Source organism: Ensifer sp. KUDG1 (assembly GCF_050434285.1).
In the GTDB taxonomy this organism is placed as follows: domain Bacteria; phylum Pseudomonadota; class Alphaproteobacteria; order Rhizobiales; family Rhizobiaceae; genus Ensifer.
In genome coordinates this window covers 141360-159207 of the sequence record NZ_JBNDIG010000005.1, presented here as the reverse complement: position 1 = coordinate 159207, position 17848 = coordinate 141360, and the positions used below count along the sequence as shown (strand labels likewise).

Genomic DNA, 17848 nt, shown 5'->3' with positions numbered 1-17848 from the left:
GTGTCCTGATAGAGCTATGGCCGAACGAAAACTCACACATGAGCAGCAGACCTTTGTCGTCCAGTCGCTCGCTTGCTTCGATAGCCCGTCGGTTGTCGCCGCCGCGCTCAAGAAGGATTACGCGGTCACCCTGACGCCTCAGGCGATCGAGTGCTACGACCCGAACAAAAAGGCCGGCGCTCGGCTGGCGCAAAAGTGGAAGCTGCTGTTCGAAGAGACCCGCAAGACTTTCCTTGAGGACACGGCCAACATCGCGATCAGCCATCGCGCCGTTCGTCTCCGCGCCCTTCAGCGCATGGCAGACAAGGCAGAGACCCAGGGCAACATGGTGCTGGCATCCTCACTCCTGAAGCAGGCGGCGGAAGAGGTCGGCGGCGCATACACGAACCGGCGCGAGATCACCGGCAAGGACGGCAAGGACCTGCCGACGCCGGTCTCCCCGGTGACGATCTTCCAGTTGCCCGATAATGGCAGGGGTTGAGCAAGGGCAGGGCGCCCAGACGGTCATCCGGCCACAGCCGGGCCCGCAGACAGCATTCCTCGCCTCGCCGGCGGATATCGCCATCTATGGCGGCTCGGCGGGCGGCGGCAAGACGTGGGCGCTCCTCATGGAGCCGCTGCGCCATGTCGCGAACCCTCAGTTCGGCGCCGTGTTCTTCCGGCGCACGCTGGTGCAGGTCCGAAACGAGGGCGGTCTATGGGACGAGAGCGAGAAGCTCTATCCCAGCCTGAACGCAAAGCCGAAGGTCGCGCCGGACCTGTCATGGACGTTCCCGGCCGGATCTTCGGTCAGCTTCGCCCACCTCGAGCACGACAAGACGGTATCCAACTGGCAGGGCTCGCAGATCCCGCTGATCTGCTTCGACGAGCTCACGCACTTCAGTGCCAAGCAGTTCTGGTATCTGCTCTCGCGTAACCGATCGATGTGCGGCGTCAGGCCGTATGTCAGGGCGACCTGCAACCCGGATGCAGATAGCTGGGTTGCCGAGTTCATTTCGTGGTGGATCAACCAGGATACCGGTCTGCCGATACCAGAGCGGGCCGGCGTCCTTCGTTGGTTCGTTCGCATCGGCGATGCCATCATCTGGGCAGATGATCCGGACGAGCTCGCAGACTACAAGAACCCGGTGGACGGCAAGCCGATCCCGCCGAAGTCGGTTACCTTCATCCCGGCGAAGCTGACGGACAATGCCGCGCTCATGGCGGCCGACCCCGGCTACCTCGCCAACCTGATGGCCCTGCCGACGGTTGAGCGCGAGCGTCTCCTCGGCGGCAACTGGAAGATCCGTCCGGCTGCCGGTCTGCTCTTCCAGCGCGGTTGGTGCGAGGTCGTCGATGCAGTTCCTGCTGGTGTCCGATGGGCGCGAGGGTGGGACTTGGCGGCGACCATCAAGACCGAGAGCAACGACCCAGACGGGACCGCGGGGACGAAAATCGGCCTCTTGCCTGATGGTCGCTACATCGTCGGTCACCACGTCAAGGCGTACATGTCGCCCAACGGCGTCGAGACGCTGATCAAGAATACCGCCGTGCAAGACGGCGACGAGACAGAAATCTCGCTGCCACAAGACCCCGGCCAGGCCGGCAAGTCTCAGGTGGCAAGTCTAATCAAGATGCTTGCCGGCTTCACGGCAAGAGCAACACCGGAATCGGGCGACAAGGTCACCCGCTTCAGCCCGTTTTCAGCGCAGGCAGAGGCGGGGAATGTTTTGGTGCTCAGAGGGCCGTGGAACAACGATTGGTTCACTGCGCTCGAAGGCTTCCCCGAGGCGGCTCACGACGACGACGCCGACAGTACGAGCCGGGCATTCAACGCCCTCATCAACGACCCGCCGACGGTCGCCATGTTCCTGACCAAGAGGCACCGATGAGCAGCAACGTAGTCAGCCTCGTGAACCACGTTCAACGGCGCCTCGGCAGCATGTTTCCGGGCTTCTTCGCCAACGGGAACACGAAGCACGATCATTACAAGGACTTCGGCTATCCGGAGACCTTGTCGTTCACGCAGGTCTACAAGATGTACTGCCGGAACGGCGTTGCAGCCGCCGGCGTCGATAAGACGATCCGGAAGACCTGGCAGGACAACCCCTTCCTCCTCGAAAAGGAGCGGGACGGATCGCAGGGCGGCGAGGACGACGAAACCGCGCTGGAAAAGGAGATCCGCCAGCGCTTCGACGATCTGCGCCTCTGGGCCCGGCTTGCTGAAGCCGACCGCATGTCGATGGTTGGCGCCTATGCCGGCGTCATCCTCCGCATCGCCGACAGCAAGCGTTTCGATCAGCCGGTCGATCGCGTCAATGGCGGCCTTGCTGCTCTCGTCGAAGTCATCCCGGCATGGGAAGGGCAGTTGCAGGTTTCGCAGTGGGACACGGACGAGACGTCCGAGACCTACGGCCAGCCGAAGATGTTCCAGTTCAACGAATCCGCCGTCGACACCAACGTCAAGCAGCCACGTAACCTCGTCATCCACCCCGATCGGGTCATCATCTGGTCGAAGGATGGCACGGTTCACGGCTCGTCGACGTTAGAACCCGGCTACAACTCCTTGATCGACATGGAGAAGGTACGCGGCGCCGGCGGGGAGGGGTTCTGGAAGAACGCCAAGTCGGCCCCGGTCCTTGAGGTCGATAAAGACGCCAAGATCGACATGATGGCCAAGGCCATGGGCGTGCCGATCGAAGATCTCGCCGACAAGATGAACGATCAGGTCGCTGATTGGAGCGCAGGCTTCGACAAGCTGCTGATGATCATGGGCATGCAGGCGAAGACGCTCACCGTCACCCTGCCATCGCCAGAGCATTTCTATGCCATCGCCCTGCAGGACTTCGCGGCGTCGATGAACATGCCGGTGAAGATCCTCGTCGGCATGCAGACAGGCGAGCGCGCCAGCCAGGAAGACGCCAGCGAATGGGCGCAGACAAACATGTCGCGCCGCGCCAACCAGACGATTCCGAACGTCATGTCTCTGGTCAATCGCCTCGAGCGGTTCGGCATCCTGCCCGATAAGGATTGGCACCTCGATTGGACTGACCTCACCGAGAGCTCGATGTCCGAGAAGATCGATCGCGCAAACAAGATGGCCGACGTCAACACCAAACTGCAGGACAGCGGCGAATGGGGCTTTACCCCTGAGGAGATCCGCGGCGCGGCTGGATATGAGCCGCTGAAGGTTTCCGACAAGTACCGCGACGACGCAGACGACGACGAAACCGATGCTGCCGTGGGCGCGAAGCCCCCGACCGAGAAGGAATAACCCACCATGACTCAGGTGCGTGTCAACGTCAGGTCACTGGCGAATACGAAGGCTGTCCGCAAGGAAAAGCGCAACGGTCGTGACGTCGTCATCGTGCCGAGCGCCACGCTCCCCGACGACATCATCATGAACGGGATCAAGTACCCGGCCGACGAGATCGGCAAGAGCTTCGCCAGCCTCAACCGGACGCCGGCGCCGCTCGGTCATCCGATGATCAACGGCAAGTTCGTCTCTGCTTCCGACCCGGAGGGCATCAACCTCGGGCACATCGGCGCATGGAATGAGAACGTTCGCCGCGAGAACGGTCGCGTCTTCCTCGACAAGGTGATCGACGTCGAGGTCGCCAACCGCTCGCAGGGCGGCAAAGACGTGCTCGCAGCGATCGAGAAAGGCGAGCCAGTCCACACCTCTACAGGCCTGCTCGCCATTCTTGAGGCGGTCACCAATGCCGCCGACCACAAACACATCGCTCGCAACATCGTGTTCGACCACGACGCCATTCTCCTTGGGGAAGCTGGCGCGGCCACCCCTGAGCAGGGCGTTGGCATGCTGGTCAACGCCAAAGGCGAGCAAGAAGAAATCGAGGTCATCAACTCGGCCGTCCAAGAGGCCGAGCGTGACATCGATTGGGCGATGGATTCCCTCGCTCGTGCCCTGGAGAAGCGCCAGCGGGCGGGGATCCTGGACAAACTGAAAGCCGTCATCCTGGAAGGCCTTGGCATTTCGGAGCGGTCACCCTCAACCAATCGAAAGGAAGACGACATGCCTCCTGTCTCTGACGAGCAGTTCAAGTCGCTTTCCGATGAGGTCAAGACCCTCTCGGAGAGCATGGGAAAGATCGGTGACACGATCGCCACCGCCGTCGGCAACGCGGTCAAGCCGCTTGTCGATGCCCAAAACGTGTTGGTCGCCAACCAGAAGGCCAAGGACGACGCAGAACACGCCGACCTGGTCACCAAGATCGTCAAGGCCAACGTCCTCGACGAGGAGACGGCCAAGGCAACCCCTCTCAACACGCTGCGCGCTCTCGCCAAGACGGCTGAGCCGGGCAAGGCGGCTGCGCTGAATGGTGCCTTCAAGGGCAACTCCAGCGAAAAGCCGGCCTTCAAGCTTCCGAAGGGAGACTAACCCATGGCCCGCTACAACAAGATCTTCCTCGGCCCCGTCGAAAAGACCAAGCCGCAGGTCAAGGAACTGCTCGCCGCCGCAGCCCTCAAGCCCGGCCGCATCGCGGTCATCACCTCGGGCAAGTTCGCGCTCGCCGCCGCAACTACCGTCGGCAAGGTCTGGCTCATCCAGGACAACTACCTCGCCATGAAGGGCGTCGATACGGACTGGGCCCAGGACAGCACCGCGATCGGTATCGAGATGGAAGACGATCATCTCTACGCCGCCCGCATCGCCAACGGCGTCAACATCACGGCCGTCGGCACCCCGCTGACGCCCGGCGCGAATGGCACGCTTGCCATCGCCTCCACGTCGGACCTGATCGTCGCCTACTCTGACGAGGTCTACAACAACAACACTGGCAGCGAACAGCTCATCCGCATCCGGCCCGCCGGAAGCCAGAGCTACCTGTCGGCCGCATCGTAAGGAGGGAATCCAGATGCGCTATTTTGACGAACAGCTCGTCGCGAATTCCCGGCCGCATGCCGCGTGGTGGAATGAGGTGTCGATGACCCGCGAGCACTTCCACCAGACGGAAGAGGTGCTTGCTAACCTGACCGCCCAGTTCATGGGCAATGCTGCCGCCATTCTGCCGCGCGACGCCTGGCTCGAACTCGACGGCATCACCCGCCGCGTCATGCGCACGGACGAAGGTCAGGTCTGGATGGCCGACCTGATGCCGCTCGCGAAGGCGGTGAACATCGGCAAGCTCGTCCACCTGAACCGCGTGTCTTCGGACGCCGGCCGCGTGGTCCGGTCGATGTCCGGCCAGGTCCCGGTGACCATGGACAAGGTCACCTACGACTACCGCGGCACTCCGGTCCCGATCTTCTCGACCGCCTACGGTCGCGAGTGGCGGGAATGGAACACGCTCCAGTCGGAGAACTTCGACGCTCTGTCGGACGACCAGGAAGCCCATACCGCGAAGATCCGTCGCGATATGGCGCTCTATGCGCTCGACGGCGATTCCTCGATCGTCTTCGAAGGCTACACCGCCTACGGCATCCGCACTTCCCCGTATTCCAAGGTCATCAACCTTGGTTCGGCGGTCGGCGGCGCCAACATCGACCTGACCACCGCCACGGCGGACCAGATCGATGCGTTCTTCGCAGGCCCGTTCGGCGCAATGCTGGACGCCAACCTCATCACGGGCAAGGTGAACCTCTACATTTCGCCTGAGATCGCCCGCGCGTGGGACAAGGCTTACTCCGCTGCTGCCGGCTTCAAGCCCGGCACCATCTTGGAGTTCGTCGCGAAGAACCGCCGCATCAACAAGATCGAGGTTTCGTTCGAACTTTCCGGCAACCAGTTCTTCGGCTTCGTTCCGTCGTCGGAATTCATCCGTCCGCTCGTCGGCATGGCGGTCAACACGACGGCTCAGACCCGTCTGAACCCCACGGACAACTATCAGTTCCTCATCATGGGGGCGATGGGCATCGAGATCCGGGCGGACATCAACGGCAAGTCCGGCGTGTTCTACTCGACCGATATCGACTGATCCTCATAGCCCCGCCGACGCGCGGGGCTTCCCCCAATTGGAGAACATCCGATGAAAATCCGCATCACGCGCGGCGGCATCTTCGGCAAGGACGGCGAGATTGCCGTCGGTACCGAACTTGACGTCAAGGAAGAGCCGAAGGGCTGGGTTGGCCGGTACGAGGTCATTTCCGGCGGCGGCAAGAACAAGGACTTCGTGACGGGCACCGGTGACGGTGACACCAAGACGGCAGCCGAAGTTCTGGAAATGGCGAAGGACCAGAACGTCCAGTTCATGACCTTCAAGGCAGCGGCTACCAAGCTTCTCGGCGACAAGACGCCGGCGAAGAAGGACGAGATCATCGCCGCTCTCGAAGACCTGGCAACGGCCCCTCAGTCCTGAGGAACCCACCCCCAGTTACGTCCGGCGTGGATGGCGTCTACCGTTGATGTCGAAACGCCGTAGTGGCTGGCCAAATATGCCCGGGAGAGTTTGCCCTTAGCGGCTCGGATCTCTCGGGCTTGGTCTTCAGTCAGCTTGTGAAGCCGATGGTTTTCACCCCGCATCGCGGTGCCATGGGTCACCATGTCGGCCTTGTTCTCTTCGAACGTCGCCCATCGCAGGTGCTTAGGATGAACACAGCCTTCGTGACCTTTCCCGCAAGAGTGCGCAGCCTCGTGACGTGGTGACGGGCGGGGACCATGAACTAGCTCGCACATGAAGACGGACGCGAAGATTTTATTGCCGTCTAAGGTGAAGACACCTCGCCCTTTGGGGCTGAGTTTGAACGGAAAGATTAAGCAGCCGTCGCCGTCATAGTCGACATGCTCGCACAGCCATTCGTGTTTGGCGCCTTTTCGGCTGACAAGCGGCTCCAGGGAGTTGTGCCGCATTAACCGTTTCGAATGAGCGCTGCATAGCCCACCTTTGTGCTTGGGCTTGCCGCAGTTTGGGATTGAGCATAGACGAGGGTTAGCCATTTCGACCTCCTGGAAAGGTTGGCTTGGTTAGGACCCGTCGAGCGTTGGCGCGCTTGGCGGGTTCGCTATTTGTACCCCATAGAAAGCGAGATTGAAATGGCTGGATATGGCACCGATTCTGTCTTTCAGCAGTGGTTGGATGACAATGGCTATCAGCTGCCTTCCGGCTCACCGACAGCCGCCGTTCTTCGGCAGCGCGGCAGCCAGTATATCGATGCCGTTTACGGCAGTCGGTTTGTCGGCGTGATTGCCGACGCAGCGCAGGAACGCCAGTGGCCGCGCGAAGGCGCCATCGTGAGCGGGAAGCTGATCCCGTCCGATGTCGTGCCCGCTGCGGTTATCAACGCATCATACTATGCGGCCTACCAGGAAGCGACGAAGCCCGGCAGCCTGTCGGTCGTTGGTTCAGGCGCTACCCGCGTGAAGCGGAAGAAGGTCGGCCAGCTTGAGGTCGAATACCAGGCAGCGTCAGACGACAGCGAGACGGGCTCGGACCTCACTCCCATCATTTCGATCGTCGATGGCATGTTGGCGCCGTTCCTGCGCGACGACAGCCTCGTTTGCGTCGGCATCATGTCGGTTGGCTGCTGATGGCTACCTTCGACTATGCAGAGATGCAGGCGACGGCCCACGAGCTCATTGAGGAGTTCGGTCAGTCTGGAGTCGTCACCCGCCTTACGCCACCCGATCCGATCCTGGGCGGCGAACCTGTGCCCATGCCGTACCCGGCCACGCTCGTCCCGATGGCCTATGAGGCTCGCTACATCGACGGCACCACGATCAAGGCCGGCGACATGCAGATCTGCATCTCGTCGGTCGGGTTGGCGATTGAGCCAACCGTCGGCGACGTCGTCACCGCCAACGGTATCGACTACGCCATCGTGAATGGCGACCCAAACAAATACGACGGCATCACCGCTGTCGTCTTCATCGTCCAAGGAAGGATTCCGCAATGACCGTCAGCGCCAAGTTCGACATGTCCCTGTCCGTGTCTCAGGCTGGGAGCAATGCCTTTTCGTCTGGCCCGTTCTGGTCGGCGGCCACTGCCTTCTCCAAGGCGCTTGCCAACGGTACCACGGCCAATAAGGTCAATCTGGCCTACGTCGCCGAGCGCACCGTCGCCTCGGGCGCGAACGACGATATCGACGTCGCCGGCTCGCTGGTTGACGCGCTCGGCGCCTCGATTGTCATGGCCGAGGTCGTCGCGATCCTGATCAAGAATGAAGGCAAGGACGGCGCGCCGAACACGACGGACCTCACCATCGGCGGCAGCACCAGCGGCGTTCCCGGCTACACGGCTGCCGTTGCCACCATCTGCCCGGGCGGCTGGTATGCGATTGGCTCGCCGGATGCTGATGGGCTGGCTGCTGTCACGCCGTCCACCGGCGACATCCTTCGCATCACGAATGCGGCCGGCGCCTCGAACAAGTACACGATCGCGATCCTGGGCCGCTCCGCCTGATGAACTTCGACACGCTCCTTGCCACTTTCGAGCCAAGGCTTGCTGCCGCGTTCCGTGAGGCCTTCGACGAGATCCGCTCGTCCATCGTCCTTGCACGCGTCATCGAGCGGCTTGAGCGTGGCGACATCAGCGGGGCGATCGAGGCTATGCAGATCGAGCCAGAGGCATTCTCGGCTCTGGAAATCGCCCTGCAGGAGGCCTTCAACGCCGGCGGCACGAATGCTGTTGCTGAACTCCCGAAGGTAGCGGACCCGCAAGGCAACCGCGTCATCTGGCGCTTTGGGGTCCGCAACCCGGCCGCCGAGGCGATCTTGCGGGAACTGTCGTCGACGATGGTCACGCACATCACCGACGATCAGCGGCAGGGCATCCGGCAGGCGTTGGAAGCAGGTCTTGCCAGAGGCGCCAACCCTCGCTCGACGGCGCTCGACGTTGTCGGCCGCGTCAATAGGGTGAGCAAGCAGCGTGAGGGCGGCGTCATCGGGCTGACGCGCCATCAGATCGCGTTCATAGAGCGCGCCCGCTTAAATCTTGCCTCCGGCGATCCGGAGTTGATGAAGCAGTATTTCGAGCTCAAGACCCGCGACAAGCGGTTCGATCGCTCGATTGCGGCGGCCATGCGGGAGGGCAAGCCGATCACCGGCGACGCGCTCGCGAAGGTCATCGGGCGACTGCGCGACAAGAACCTGCTTCTCCGCGGCGAGATGTTGGCGCGCACCGAAACCATGATGGCGCTCGGCTCTGCACGCGACGAAGCGATCCGCCAGCAGATCGAGGCAGGCAAGGTACAGGCGCAGGACGTCGAAAAGATTTGGCGGGATGCTGGCGACAGCCGCGTTCGTCACACACACCGCGTCTTGAACGGCAATTCGGTCGGCATCGACGAAGTGTTTCAAAGCCCGTCCGGAGCGCTCCTCCGATACCCGGGCGACCCGCGCGCGCCGGTCAGCGAGATTTCCGGCTGCCGGTGCAGGTTGGAATACAAGATCGACCATATCGGAGGCGTCGTGCGCCGTTTTCGTGCCGAGGCTGTCTGATGGCGAAGCTATCGTTCAGTGCCACCGTTGCGGCCTTCGCAGAGAAGGTCCCGGGCGCCGTAGAAGCTGTCTTCAAGGAATCGGTGCACGACGTCACAGAGGAGATGCTGAAGCCGACGGGAGCCGGCGGGCGGATGCGGGTGGATACCGGCTTCCTTCGCGCCTCGGCGTTGGCGTCAACTACGGCGATGCCGACGATCAAAAGCCAGTCTGGCCCCGTCGCCGGTCAAAACTACGCGTTCGACTTCGGTCAGATCGAGGCCGTCATTCTCGGCGCCGACGTCAACGACACGATCTATGTCGGCTTCACCGCCGGATACGCAGTTCACCGCGAGTTCGGCGCGAATGGCCAGGCGCCCGACGCGTTCGTCCGTAGCGCGGCCCAGCAGTGGCAGGGCATCGTCAATCAGAAGGCGTCGGAGTTGAAGCGTCGTCTCGGGCTCTAATCGCCCGGTTCTCATCGGAGCCGCTGTCTTGGGCAGCCACATGGCCCATCTGCAGCAGCAGCAAGGCCCGTCGTGCCGCTTTCAGAGCGGTATCGCCTCTCACGGTCTCGCCGTCCTCCCGGCCCAAGGCGAGGTAGGCAGCATGCAGACGTTCGTAGACCTGATCGTCGGAAAGCTTATCGGCCATCGCCGGGAAGGATTACACGAATGCCAACAGGTGTGGAAGCCAACATCTGGCTCGCGCTCATCACTCGTTTGCAGACGCTGACCTTCACCCCGGCGCAAGCGATCGCCGGGCCGTTCGTCCCGTTCCCGCCAGCGGGGCAGACGAAGCCAAAGGATTATCTCGAGGTGGTGTTTCTGCCGAGCCCGACCCGGCCCCGTACCGTCGGCCCAGGGCGCCAGCAACATCGCGGCATTATGCAAGTCAACGTTCATTTCAGCAGCGGTACCGGCATCATCATACCGCTGCAGCGCGCCGACCAGATCGTCGCACATTTCCCGAAAGACCTGATCCTCTACGAGAGCGGCGTGAAGGTGAAGGTCAATCGCAAACCCTATGCAATCCCGCTCCCGCCAGCCAACGGCTCCCTGATGGTCCCTGTGACCATTTCCTACGAAACCTTCGCAGCCTAACAGCAAGGAAACATTCCCATGACGATCACCACGGCCACTGGGGCTCGCTATTTCATCGGCGGCACCACCGCAATTCCGTATGCCAGCGGCGATGCAGCCGCCATCGCTGCCTTCGAAGCCCTGCCATGGGTCGAGATCAAAGAAGTCGAGGACGGCGGCGAGATCGGCGATGAATCCGCCGACGTGACCTTCCAGTCTCTGTCCGATAGCCGTGTCCGCCACCTGAAGGGTGCGCGCGATGCCGGCACACTGGCGCTCGTCGTCGGCGACGATCCCCTCGACGCCGGCCAGCAGGCGCTGCGTGCGGCTGAGCAAACGAAGTTCCTCTACAACTTCAAGGTCGAGTACGAGGACGCGCCGGACGCCACCTATTCGAACAGCGTCGACTACTTCCGCGGTCTCGTCATGTCGGCCCGCAAGCAGGTAGGCGCCGGCGACAACGTGCTTCGCCGCACCTTCAACGTCGGTATCAACACCGAGATCCTCACCGTCGACCCGGCTGTTATCTAAGGAGTACTCATGTTCGATCTTGCCAAGTTCGACAAGGAAATCGCGTTCGATTTCGAGCAGGCATTCCCGCTCGAAATTCTCCACCCGATCAACGGCGAAAAGACCGGCCTTGTAATTGATATCGTCTCGTATCGTTCGGAGCGGGTAAAACGGGTGCAGCGGCGCCTCGGGAACTCTGCCATCCGGGAGAACAAGAAGAACCCGAAGAAGGTAGGGACCGTCGAGGAAGTCGAAGAGCGCACGAATGAGATCGTCGCGGCTTCGATCGTATCCTGGAATATGACCCGGGATAAGACGCCGGTCGAATGCACGCCCGAGAACATTATGCAGATCATCTCGGATCCTCGGTATTTCTTCATCGCCGAGCAAGTCGACAAGGCCGCCGACGAGGACGCGAATTTTACGAAGCGGTCGCAGAGGACTTAATCGCCTTTGCGGCTGCGCACTTCGCGCCTCGGCGCAAGAATGATCCCCCTCCCGAAGAACCGGTCTTCGGCCTCCATATCTGGGATTGGTTCGTCGAACTACATAACAGCCGGCAGTCCGGCTTTGCGGCCAACCCCATCAGCTTCGGTGAGATAGAATCCTTCTGCCGCCTCACCGGAGCGGCCATCAATCCTTGGGAGCTGTCCGTGATCCGCCGAATGGATCAGGTGGCCCTCTCCATCATCAACAAGACCGGCAAGCCAGACGTTCAGCACCGTCAGACAACGGAGGCTGATGTCGCAGAGGCGAAGCTACGGATACGCGGGGCGGCGAGAAATCGCCGCGTCGTTAAGCGCTCGGGGGATTGATCATGACCGAACTGGCTTCCCTCGGTATTGAGGCCAAAACGACCGGCGTTGACCAGGCCACCAGCAAGCTCGACAAGCTCACCGGCGCGGCAAAGCGCGCTGAGGTTGCAGCCGGTTCGCTGACCGGCGCAACTGAAAAGGCCGCGGCCTCTATGGGTCTTTGGACTGACAAGGCCGGTCGTCTGCGCAATGCAATGGGGCAGTTCGCTTCCGCCCAGGAGAAGGCGGCTGCCGCAGCGCTTGCGGCGGCAGGGGCATTGGATGCTGAATCGGCCGCTGCTCTGAAGGCGGCTGGTGCTGTGAACAAGCTCAATGGCGCGGCCAACGACAACAAGAAGCATATGAGCGCGGCGTCGATGAACGTCGGCAACCTCGCGGCCCAGTTCCAGGACATCGGGGTATCTGCCGCGATGTCGATGAACCCGCTACAGATCGCTCTGCAGCAGGGTACGCAGATCAGCGCCGTTCTGGGCCCAATGGGTGCCTCTGGCGCGGTAAGGGCGCTGGGCGAGGCTTTCCTGTCCGTAATCTCTCCCGTCAGCTTGGTGACGATCGCTGTCGTAGCCTTGGCGGCTGCCGGTCTTCAGATGGTGAACTGGAGCAAGCTGGCAGCTTCGGCGCTGACCATGCTCGCCAATGGGCTCGTCGTGATTGCCCCATATGCGGCCGCAGCAGCGGCGGGCCTCGCGCTGCTCTATGCTCCGGCCATCATAGGTGGTGTCATAGGCCTGATCGCTCTTCTCGGGCGTCTGTCCGTCGCTGCGATCGGTGCTGCTGCATCCATGGCAGCCGCGAACCCTGCCGGCGCGCTCGTGCTGGGTATGGTAGCGGCAGTTGCCGCAGCGAACGTCTTCCGGGATGAACTCACCCAGATCTTCGGCGTCGACATCGTCGGCTCGGCGAAGGATGGGGCGAACCTCGTCATCGGTGCTTTCGTCGCGGCGTTCCACGACCTCGAATTCCTCTGGGCCCAGTTCCCCGATGTGATCGGCGCAGCTGCCATCGGCGCAGCGAACATGGCGATTAAAGCAGTCAACGCGATCGTCTCGGCGAGCGTGAACGCGATCAACGGGCTGATCCGCAGTGTGCAGACCGTCTTCAAGACCGGCGCGGCAGTTGGCACCGGCATGGACGTCGAGAAGATCCTTGGCAACACGAGCGGCCTCAGCAACTTCATCGAAGCGCCGCAACTGGATGAGATCGCGAATGAGGCAGCGGGCCGATTGGCCGGCGCTGTCCGCGCGCGCAACAAAACGCTGCAGGAAGACCTAACTGCCGATTACCTCGGTACCATAGGGACCGCCGTCACCAAGGGCGCTTCGGCTGCCTCGACCAAACTGAAGGAACTCGCCAAGGACCTGACCACGGTCGACGATAAGTCCAAGAAAAAGGGCGGGGGCGGCGGCAAGACAGAGGCCGAGAAGTATTCGGACATCGTCGACGGCGCTAACCGCCGCATCGCATCCCTGAAGGCGGAGCAGGAAGCGCTCGGCATGACCGAGCAATCGGCTGCCGCCCTGAAATACGAGACCGATCTCCTCAACCAGGCGCAGCAGAAGGGCATAGAGCTTACGGCGTCGCAGAAGGCGGAACTGTCCGGACTCGCTCAGCAGATGGCCGCGACCGAGATCGCGACGAAGCAGGCAAAGGAAGCCCTCGATTTCGCGAAAGACGCGACGAAGGGCTTCCTTTCCGATCTCCGCTCCGGTCTCGCGAATGGTGAGGGGCTCTGGCAGTCCTTCGGCAAGGCGGCGCTGAACGTTCTCGACAAGATCATCAGCAAGGTGGAGGACGAGCTCGTTAACGCGCTGTTCTCCGCCGGCAATGCTTCTTCGGGCGGCGGCGGAGGAGGCCTCCTTGGCGGTCTGCTCGGCGGTATCGGCAAGATCTTCGGCTTCCGATCGGGCGGTTATACCGGTAGCGGCGCGACGGGCAGGGCGGCCGGCATCGTTCACGGCCAGGAATATGTCTTCAATGCCAGGGCCACGAAGAAGATAGGCATCGGCAACCTTGAGCGCATGCACAGCGCTGCCAATGGCAACGGCTATCAGTCAGGTGGCTATGTCACTCCGATGCAGCCGGCGCCTCAGAACGGCGGCGTCATCGTCGTTCGGACTATCAACGAGGTCAGGAACGGCAATCTTGTGCCGGTCATGACCGAGGTGGCAGGCGAGGTATCCGGCCAGAAGATCAAGGAAGCGTCGCCGCAGATCGTGGCGGCATCCGTGACCAGGGCAAATGAAACAGCCCCCGCAGCAATGGCCAAGTATCAGCGTGATACCGCGGGCGGCGACTACAGGACCAGTTGAGCATGGCTGACATTCTCGTGTGGCCGGCTGAACTCCTCACCCCTGAGGAGTGCCGGCCGAACATTGTCCCGTTCACACGCTCCGGTGGGCGGTCTCTAGGCGGCGTTGAACCGGCGACCAGGACCGATCTCGGCTATTGGGCGATCGATCTCGTCGACGTCGCGACCTTTAGCATGGCACAGCGCCGAACCTGGGAGGCCATCGGCCAGAAGCTCGGCGGCCGCGCCGGGCTGATCGCAGTCCCGGCGTGGTCGCGTGACACGGCGCCCTACGTTTCCAGCGAGTTCGAGCCGGTCGGGCTGGTCCCGCACGATGACGACGCGCCATTCGACGATGACACTGAGTATCAGCAGGGGGCGATTTCGGTCGTCAGCGACGGCGTTACGCCGATCGGTGCCACCACAATCCGCATGCGCATCATCAACGCGGCCTCCGATCTGGTCGGCGTCCGCTTCTCTTATGAGCATGCCCTGTACAAGACGGGGCCGGTAATATCGGTCGATGGCGATATCTGGACACTTCCGATTTCGCCCGCTGTGCGGGCGCTGATCCCCGCTGGTAGCGATCTGGAATTCGACGAGCCGACTTGCCTCTGCCGTCTTGCCGACGATCGCGGCATGGATGCCGGCGTCAACTCGATCGAGTTCGAGCAGCGCTCGTTGAGCTTCGTCGAGGCCACCGACTATTGGGCTTCGCAGGTGGCCTCATGATCAAGTCTCTGCGTGTACTTGCTCAACTCGACTTCCCGTCGAAAGTCATCCGGCTCTGGGATGGGTCGGGCGGGCTATTCATCGACCTCGATGGGAACATCTGGCGACCGTGCGTGCTGACAGAATCAGCGCTGGACCAGATCGAACTCGCCATCAATGCGGAAGCCTTCACGCTGGCGCTGGCGCTCTCAGGCATCGACCAGGAGCTTTCGAACGTCATCTGGTCGGATTATCAAGCCGGGGAGGTGATCGGAACGAGGGTCCGAATCCTCATCCAGGACTGCGACGAGTTTGACCAGCCGGTTGGCTCGCCGGATATCAAGTTCACTGGCACCATCGACGACATCATCTTCGACGACGCCGCGGCCGCTGATCAGATCCTCTCGACGATCACCGTCGAGATCACGAACCGCTTCACGCTGCGTACGCTGACGAATGGAGCGGTACTTTCCGACGTCGACCAGAAGGCCCGGTCGAAGGTCCTCAATCCAAGCGCTTCTCCGGATCGGTTTTGCGAGCGCATCCCGCTTCAGATCGACAACACGATCCGGTGGCCGAACTGGTGACATGGAGCAGGCGCTTCGCGAATTCCTCCGCGCTTACGGCGAGAAGCCGTGGCGCCCCGGCGTCGATGTTGATTGCTGCCTCTTCCTTGCGTCCTGGGCGCTCTGGCTGGGCCATACGGACCCAGCGGCCCATCTGCGCGGGACCTATGACAGCGACGACGGGTTTCGCCTGATCGTTGACCGCGCCCGCGGGGTCGTGCCGCTGGTGGCGGACTGCGCTGGCCGGATCGGCGGAAAGCGTATCCAGAGGCCTTCTTGCGGCGCGATCGGCGTCATCGGCTCGCCTACCAATATTCACCGCCAGTTCGGCGCGATCCACGATGGAGAGCGCTGGCTGGTGCGTTTCAAGAATAGCATCGGCCCAATGGTGGCGATGCCGCTCGCAATCTGGATGATCTGATGCCTGGTGTGATCGAACTGACCGCGCTTATCATTTCGTCGGTGGCTACTTCCGTCGTCGGCGCGAACTTGCTCTACCTGGGCACATATGCGCTCGCCTATGCCGGCCTCGCGTTCGGTGCACAGGCTCTGCAAGGTCTGTTCGTGCAGAAGCCCTCCGTTCCGAAGCCGGAAGATGGCAGCTATAATCTGAAGCAGCCGGTTCCGCCGCTCACCTTCGCTCTCGGGCGGGTGAAAAAAGGCAGTGATTATGCAACGCTCGAGGAGGCAGCCGGCGTTGCCTATCACGTGCTCATTATGGCTGCCCATCGCATCCACGGATACGTGCAACACTACCTGCATGACGATGCGGTGACGCTCACCGGCGACGTCGTCACCTCCCCGTCGAACTACCACTACAATGGCAACGATTACGTCAAGATCGACACTCGGCTCGGTCTCGATGCCGAAACCGCGTATGCAGCCATGGTCACGGCTTTCCCGACCATTTGGAGCAACAACCACCGCGGCGACGGGCTTGCCACGGTGCTGATGCGCTGCGTTACGGCTAACAGCCAGAACTACCTCAAGGTGTTCCCGAACCAGATGCCGCAACACTCGGCGGTGATCGATGGCGCATTGCTGTTCGACCCTCGCAACCCGAGCCACAACTCGGGCGATGACAACACGTGGGGCTTCAGCCAGAACCTGCCGCTAATGCGTCTCTGGCACCTCTGCCATCCGGTCGGCGGAAAGCTGAGCTATACCGACATGTACCTGCCGGACTGGATCAACGCTGCCAATGTGGCCGACCAGAACGTGACGAACCGCAGCGGCGGGACCGAGAAGCGCTACAACGGCGGTTTCTGGTTCCGGGCGAACAACGACCCGGTGCAGGTCGGCCGTCTGATGGACGAGGCGGCCGAGCTCGTCGTTTTCGAGCGTCCTGACGGTCTGATTGGCGTGCATGCCGGTCAATATGTCGAACCGGATATCCGCTTGACCGCCGCCGACATCATCCGATGCACCCACGACGTCAACCAGCGCCGCGCCTCGACAGTCCTCGCCGTCCGCGGGCGGTTCACCGATCCAGCGAGCCGGTACAACACGGTCGATGCGGCGATCTATGGCGACCCCTATGCCGGCGAAGATACCGAGCGCACGGTGACCGTCGATAACCAAGCGATCCAGAGCCACAACCACGTGGCCCGACTGCAGAAGCTGAAGTACACCCGGCGAAACGCGCCACGGGTGACGATCGTTGCGCACTACGAGGCAGCCAAGAACGTCGCCTACCGCCGGTTCGTGCGGGTTCATCTCCCGCCACGGCTCACGGAAGTTGTGATCGAGATCACGGCTACACCGAAGCTCTCGCTGAAGAACCTGACGATCGAGTTTTCCGGCATCGTCGTGCCGGCCAACCTATACGCCTTCAATGCCGCAACGGAAGAGGGCGCCCCAGGCGCGAGCGTAACGCCGCTCCCGCCGCAAGGCGTACCGCTGCCGACGAATTTCGACGTGACGATCGCGACGGAAGTTGTCAGCGGAGGCGCGACCGCGGCCTATGGTTCGGCGACCTGGGATCTCGTCTCGGATTCGCTGATCTACGAACTGGAGTGGCAGCCGACCTCAGGAAGCGAGCCGCCGCGATCGGTGACATCAAAACCCGGCGAAACGCAGGTACGCTCCGGCTATCTATCCGACGGTGTGCAGTATCGCTTCCGGCTTCGTGCTTGGTCGAATGGCAACAGCTCGGAGTTCACTTCCTACGAGAACCGCACGGCGACGGCCGATCCAGTCGCGCCTGGCGTCGTTACTAGCCCGTCTCTGACAGGCGGTGTCGCGCAGGTGAGTTTCGGGTGGACGGCACCAAACAGCGCTAACTACTTCGCCGCAAGGCTCTACCTGAACACCACAAACAGCATGACTGGCGCGACGCTGGTCGCGACGGAATACGGATCACCAGCTGCTATCGACGCAAGAACGATTTCCGGCCTAGCTGCCGGTACATATTTCGGCTTCATCGTCTCGATCAACGCATCAGGCGTCCCGGCTGCTGCAGTGGCGACCGGTTCCGCAATCGTCACCTGAGACACCTCTCATTTCCTGAAATCTCTGCTCTG

General features: G+C 62.1%; 22 protein-coding genes. 21 read left to right on the top strand and 1 reads right to left on the bottom strand.

The genetic code is table 11. The features are described 5' to 3' along the window. Positions 1 to 16: 16 nt before the first annotated feature. The 7 genes from M2267_RS15115 to M2267_RS15085 are packed head-to-tail and all read left to right on the top strand — an operon-like array spanning position 17 to position 6299. Positions 17 to 481 carry a DUF2280 domain-containing protein gene (locus M2267_RS15115; protein WP_429115201.1) on the top strand — a complete coding sequence of 155 codons (465 nt, stop codon included), beginning with the start codon at positions 17 to 19 and terminating at the stop codon, positions 479 to 481. Beyond that, complete coding sequence (terL, locus tag M2267_RS15110) at positions 468 to 1871, top strand: phage terminase large subunit (RefSeq protein ID WP_429115200.1); 1404 nt, start codon at positions 468 to 470, stop codon at positions 1869 to 1871. The genes M2267_RS15115 and terL overlap by 14 nt, the downstream gene beginning before the upstream one ends. Then, positions 1868 to 3253 (top strand): anti-CBASS protein Acb1 family protein, encoded by a 1386-nt coding sequence (locus M2267_RS15105; RefSeq protein WP_429115199.1) that lies wholly within the window; start codon positions 1868 to 1870, stop codon positions 3251 to 3253. The genes terL and M2267_RS15105 overlap by 4 nt, the downstream gene beginning before the upstream one ends. A gap of 6 nt (positions 3254 to 3259) precedes the next feature. Further along, entirely contained in the window at positions 3260 to 4381 is a 1122-nt protein-coding gene (locus M2267_RS15100; RefSeq protein ID WP_429115198.1) for a hypothetical protein, read from the top strand. A gap of 3 nt (positions 4382 to 4384) precedes the next feature. After that, entirely contained in the window at positions 4385 to 4846 is a 462-nt protein-coding gene (locus tag M2267_RS15095) for a hypothetical protein (RefSeq protein ID WP_429115197.1), read from the top strand. 13 nt (positions 4847 to 4859) lie between these two features. Next, a complete protein-coding gene (locus tag M2267_RS15090) occupies positions 4860 to 5918 on the top strand; it encodes a major capsid protein (RefSeq protein WP_429115196.1) in 1059 nt (352 codons plus the stop codon). 51 nt (positions 5919 to 5969) lie between these two features. After that, on the top strand, positions 5970 to 6299 hold the full coding sequence (locus M2267_RS15085) for a hypothetical protein (RefSeq protein ID WP_429115195.1): 330 nt from the start codon (positions 5970 to 5972) through the stop codon (positions 6297 to 6299). Here M2267_RS15085 and M2267_RS15080 read toward each other — a convergent pair. Continuing rightward, positions 6290 to 6877 carry a hypothetical protein gene (locus M2267_RS15080; protein ID WP_429115194.1) on the bottom strand — a complete coding sequence of 196 codons (588 nt, stop codon included), beginning with the start codon at positions 6875 to 6877 and terminating at the stop codon, positions 6290 to 6292. The genes M2267_RS15085 and M2267_RS15080 overlap by 10 nt on opposite strands. Positions 6878 to 6973: 96 nt before the next feature. Here M2267_RS15080 and M2267_RS15075 point away from each other — a divergent pair, with 96 nt between their 5' ends. From M2267_RS15075 to M2267_RS15010, 14 genes are all read left to right on the top strand, one after another. After that, positions 6974 to 7468 (top strand): DnaT-like ssDNA-binding protein, encoded by a 495-nt coding sequence (locus M2267_RS15075; protein ID WP_429115471.1) that lies wholly within the window; start codon positions 6974 to 6976, stop codon positions 7466 to 7468. Then, positions 7468 to 7833, top strand: coding sequence for a hypothetical protein (locus M2267_RS15070; protein WP_429115193.1), 366 nt, complete (start codon positions 7468 to 7470; stop codon positions 7831 to 7833). The genes M2267_RS15075 and M2267_RS15070 overlap by 1 nt, the downstream gene beginning before the upstream one ends. Then, positions 7830 to 8339 carry a hypothetical protein gene (locus M2267_RS15065; protein ID WP_429115192.1) on the top strand — a complete coding sequence of 170 codons (510 nt, stop codon included), beginning with the start codon at positions 7830 to 7832 and terminating at the stop codon, positions 8337 to 8339. The genes M2267_RS15070 and M2267_RS15065 overlap by 4 nt, the downstream gene beginning before the upstream one ends. Continuing rightward, positions 8339 to 9376, top strand: coding sequence for a phage minor head protein (locus tag M2267_RS15060; protein ID WP_429115191.1), 1038 nt, complete (start codon positions 8339 to 8341; stop codon positions 9374 to 9376). Before M2267_RS15065 ends, M2267_RS15060 begins: the two co-directional genes overlap by 1 nt. Beyond that, on the top strand, positions 9376 to 9822 hold the full coding sequence (locus M2267_RS15055) for an HK97 gp10 family phage protein (protein ID WP_429115190.1): 447 nt from the start codon (positions 9376 to 9378) through the stop codon (positions 9820 to 9822). Before M2267_RS15060 ends, M2267_RS15055 begins: the two co-directional genes overlap by 1 nt. Before the next feature lie 207 nt (positions 9823 to 10029). Beyond that, a complete protein-coding gene (locus M2267_RS15050) occupies positions 10030 to 10458 on the top strand; it encodes a phage tail terminator-like protein (protein ID WP_429115189.1) in 429 nt (142 codons plus the stop codon). An 18-nt stretch (positions 10459 to 10476) separates the two neighbouring features. Next, on the top strand, positions 10477 to 10968 hold the full coding sequence (locus M2267_RS15045; RefSeq protein WP_192370760.1) for a phage tail tube protein: 492 nt from the start codon (positions 10477 to 10479) through the stop codon (positions 10966 to 10968). Between the two features lie 9 nt (positions 10969 to 10977). Then, complete coding sequence (locus tag M2267_RS15040; protein WP_429115188.1) at positions 10978 to 11394, top strand: hypothetical protein; 417 nt, start codon at positions 10978 to 10980, stop codon at positions 11392 to 11394. Next, complete coding sequence (locus M2267_RS15035) at positions 11394 to 11762, top strand: phage tail assembly chaperone (protein ID WP_429115469.1); 369 nt, start codon at positions 11394 to 11396, stop codon at positions 11760 to 11762. Before M2267_RS15040 ends, M2267_RS15035 begins: the two co-directional genes overlap by 1 nt. Before the next feature lie 2 nt (positions 11763 to 11764). After that, a complete protein-coding gene (locus M2267_RS15030; RefSeq protein ID WP_429115187.1) occupies positions 11765 to 14071 on the top strand; it encodes a phage tail length tape measure family protein in 2307 nt (768 codons plus the stop codon). A gap of 2 nt (positions 14072 to 14073) precedes the next feature. Beyond that, the gene (locus M2267_RS15025) at positions 14074 to 14781 is read left to right on the top strand and encodes a hypothetical protein (protein WP_429115186.1); all 708 of its coding nucleotides are present in this window, start codon (positions 14074 to 14076) and stop codon (positions 14779 to 14781) included. After that, entirely contained in the window at positions 14778 to 15347 is a 570-nt protein-coding gene (locus tag M2267_RS15020) for a hypothetical protein (RefSeq protein ID WP_429115185.1), read from the top strand. Before M2267_RS15025 ends, M2267_RS15020 begins: the two co-directional genes overlap by 4 nt. 1 nt (position 15348) lies before the next feature. Then, the gene (locus M2267_RS15015; protein WP_429115184.1) at positions 15349 to 15747 is read left to right on the top strand and encodes a DUF6950 family protein; all 399 of its coding nucleotides are present in this window, start codon (positions 15349 to 15351) and stop codon (positions 15745 to 15747) included. After that, entirely contained in the window at positions 15747 to 17816 is a 2070-nt protein-coding gene (locus M2267_RS15010; protein WP_429115183.1) for a hypothetical protein, read from the top strand. Before M2267_RS15015 ends, M2267_RS15010 begins: the two co-directional genes overlap by 1 nt. Positions 17817 to 17848 lie beyond the last annotated feature (32 nt).

Coding starts and splice junctions, on each gene's coding strand:
- M2267_RS15115 (WP_429115201.1), top strand. CDS start 17: ATGGCCGAACGAAAACTCACACATGAGCAGCAGACCTTTGTCGTCCAG.
- terL (WP_429115200.1), top strand. CDS start 468: ATGGCAGGGGTTGAGCAAGGGCAGGGCGCCCAGACGGTCATCCGGCCA.
- M2267_RS15105 (WP_429115199.1), top strand. CDS start 1,868: ATGAGCAGCAACGTAGTCAGCCTCGTGAACCACGTTCAACGGCGCCTC.
- M2267_RS15100 (WP_429115198.1), top strand. CDS start 3,260: ATGACTCAGGTGCGTGTCAACGTCAGGTCACTGGCGAATACGAAGGCT.
- M2267_RS15095 (WP_429115197.1), top strand. CDS start 4,385: ATGGCCCGCTACAACAAGATCTTCCTCGGCCCCGTCGAAAAGACCAAG.
- M2267_RS15090 (WP_429115196.1), top strand. CDS start 4,860: ATGCGCTATTTTGACGAACAGCTCGTCGCGAATTCCCGGCCGCATGCC.
- M2267_RS15085 (WP_429115195.1), top strand. CDS start 5,970: ATGAAAATCCGCATCACGCGCGGCGGCATCTTCGGCAAGGACGGCGAG.
- M2267_RS15080 (WP_429115194.1), bottom strand. CDS start 6,877: ATGGCTAACCCTCGTCTATGCTCAATCCCAAACTGCGGCAAGCCCAAG.
- M2267_RS15075 (WP_429115471.1), top strand. CDS start 6,974: ATGGCTGGATATGGCACCGATTCTGTCTTTCAGCAGTGGTTGGATGAC.
- M2267_RS15070 (WP_429115193.1), top strand. CDS start 7,468: ATGGCTACCTTCGACTATGCAGAGATGCAGGCGACGGCCCACGAGCTC.
- M2267_RS15065 (WP_429115192.1), top strand. CDS start 7,830: ATGACCGTCAGCGCCAAGTTCGACATGTCCCTGTCCGTGTCTCAGGCT.
- M2267_RS15060 (WP_429115191.1), top strand. CDS start 8,339: ATGAACTTCGACACGCTCCTTGCCACTTTCGAGCCAAGGCTTGCTGCC.
- M2267_RS15055 (WP_429115190.1), top strand. CDS start 9,376: ATGGCGAAGCTATCGTTCAGTGCCACCGTTGCGGCCTTCGCAGAGAAG.
- M2267_RS15050 (WP_429115189.1), top strand. CDS start 10,030: ATGCCAACAGGTGTGGAAGCCAACATCTGGCTCGCGCTCATCACTCGT.
- M2267_RS15045 (WP_192370760.1), top strand. CDS start 10,477: ATGACGATCACCACGGCCACTGGGGCTCGCTATTTCATCGGCGGCACC.
- M2267_RS15040 (WP_429115188.1), top strand. CDS start 10,978: ATGTTCGATCTTGCCAAGTTCGACAAGGAAATCGCGTTCGATTTCGAG.
- M2267_RS15030 (WP_429115187.1), top strand. CDS start 11,765: ATGACCGAACTGGCTTCCCTCGGTATTGAGGCCAAAACGACCGGCGTT.
- M2267_RS15025 (WP_429115186.1), top strand. CDS start 14,074: ATGGCTGACATTCTCGTGTGGCCGGCTGAACTCCTCACCCCTGAGGAG.
- M2267_RS15020 (WP_429115185.1), top strand. CDS start 14,778: ATGATCAAGTCTCTGCGTGTACTTGCTCAACTCGACTTCCCGTCGAAA.
- M2267_RS15015 (WP_429115184.1), top strand. CDS start 15,349: ATGGAGCAGGCGCTTCGCGAATTCCTCCGCGCTTACGGCGAGAAGCCG.
- M2267_RS15010 (WP_429115183.1), top strand. CDS start 15,747: ATGCCTGGTGTGATCGAACTGACCGCGCTTATCATTTCGTCGGTGGCT.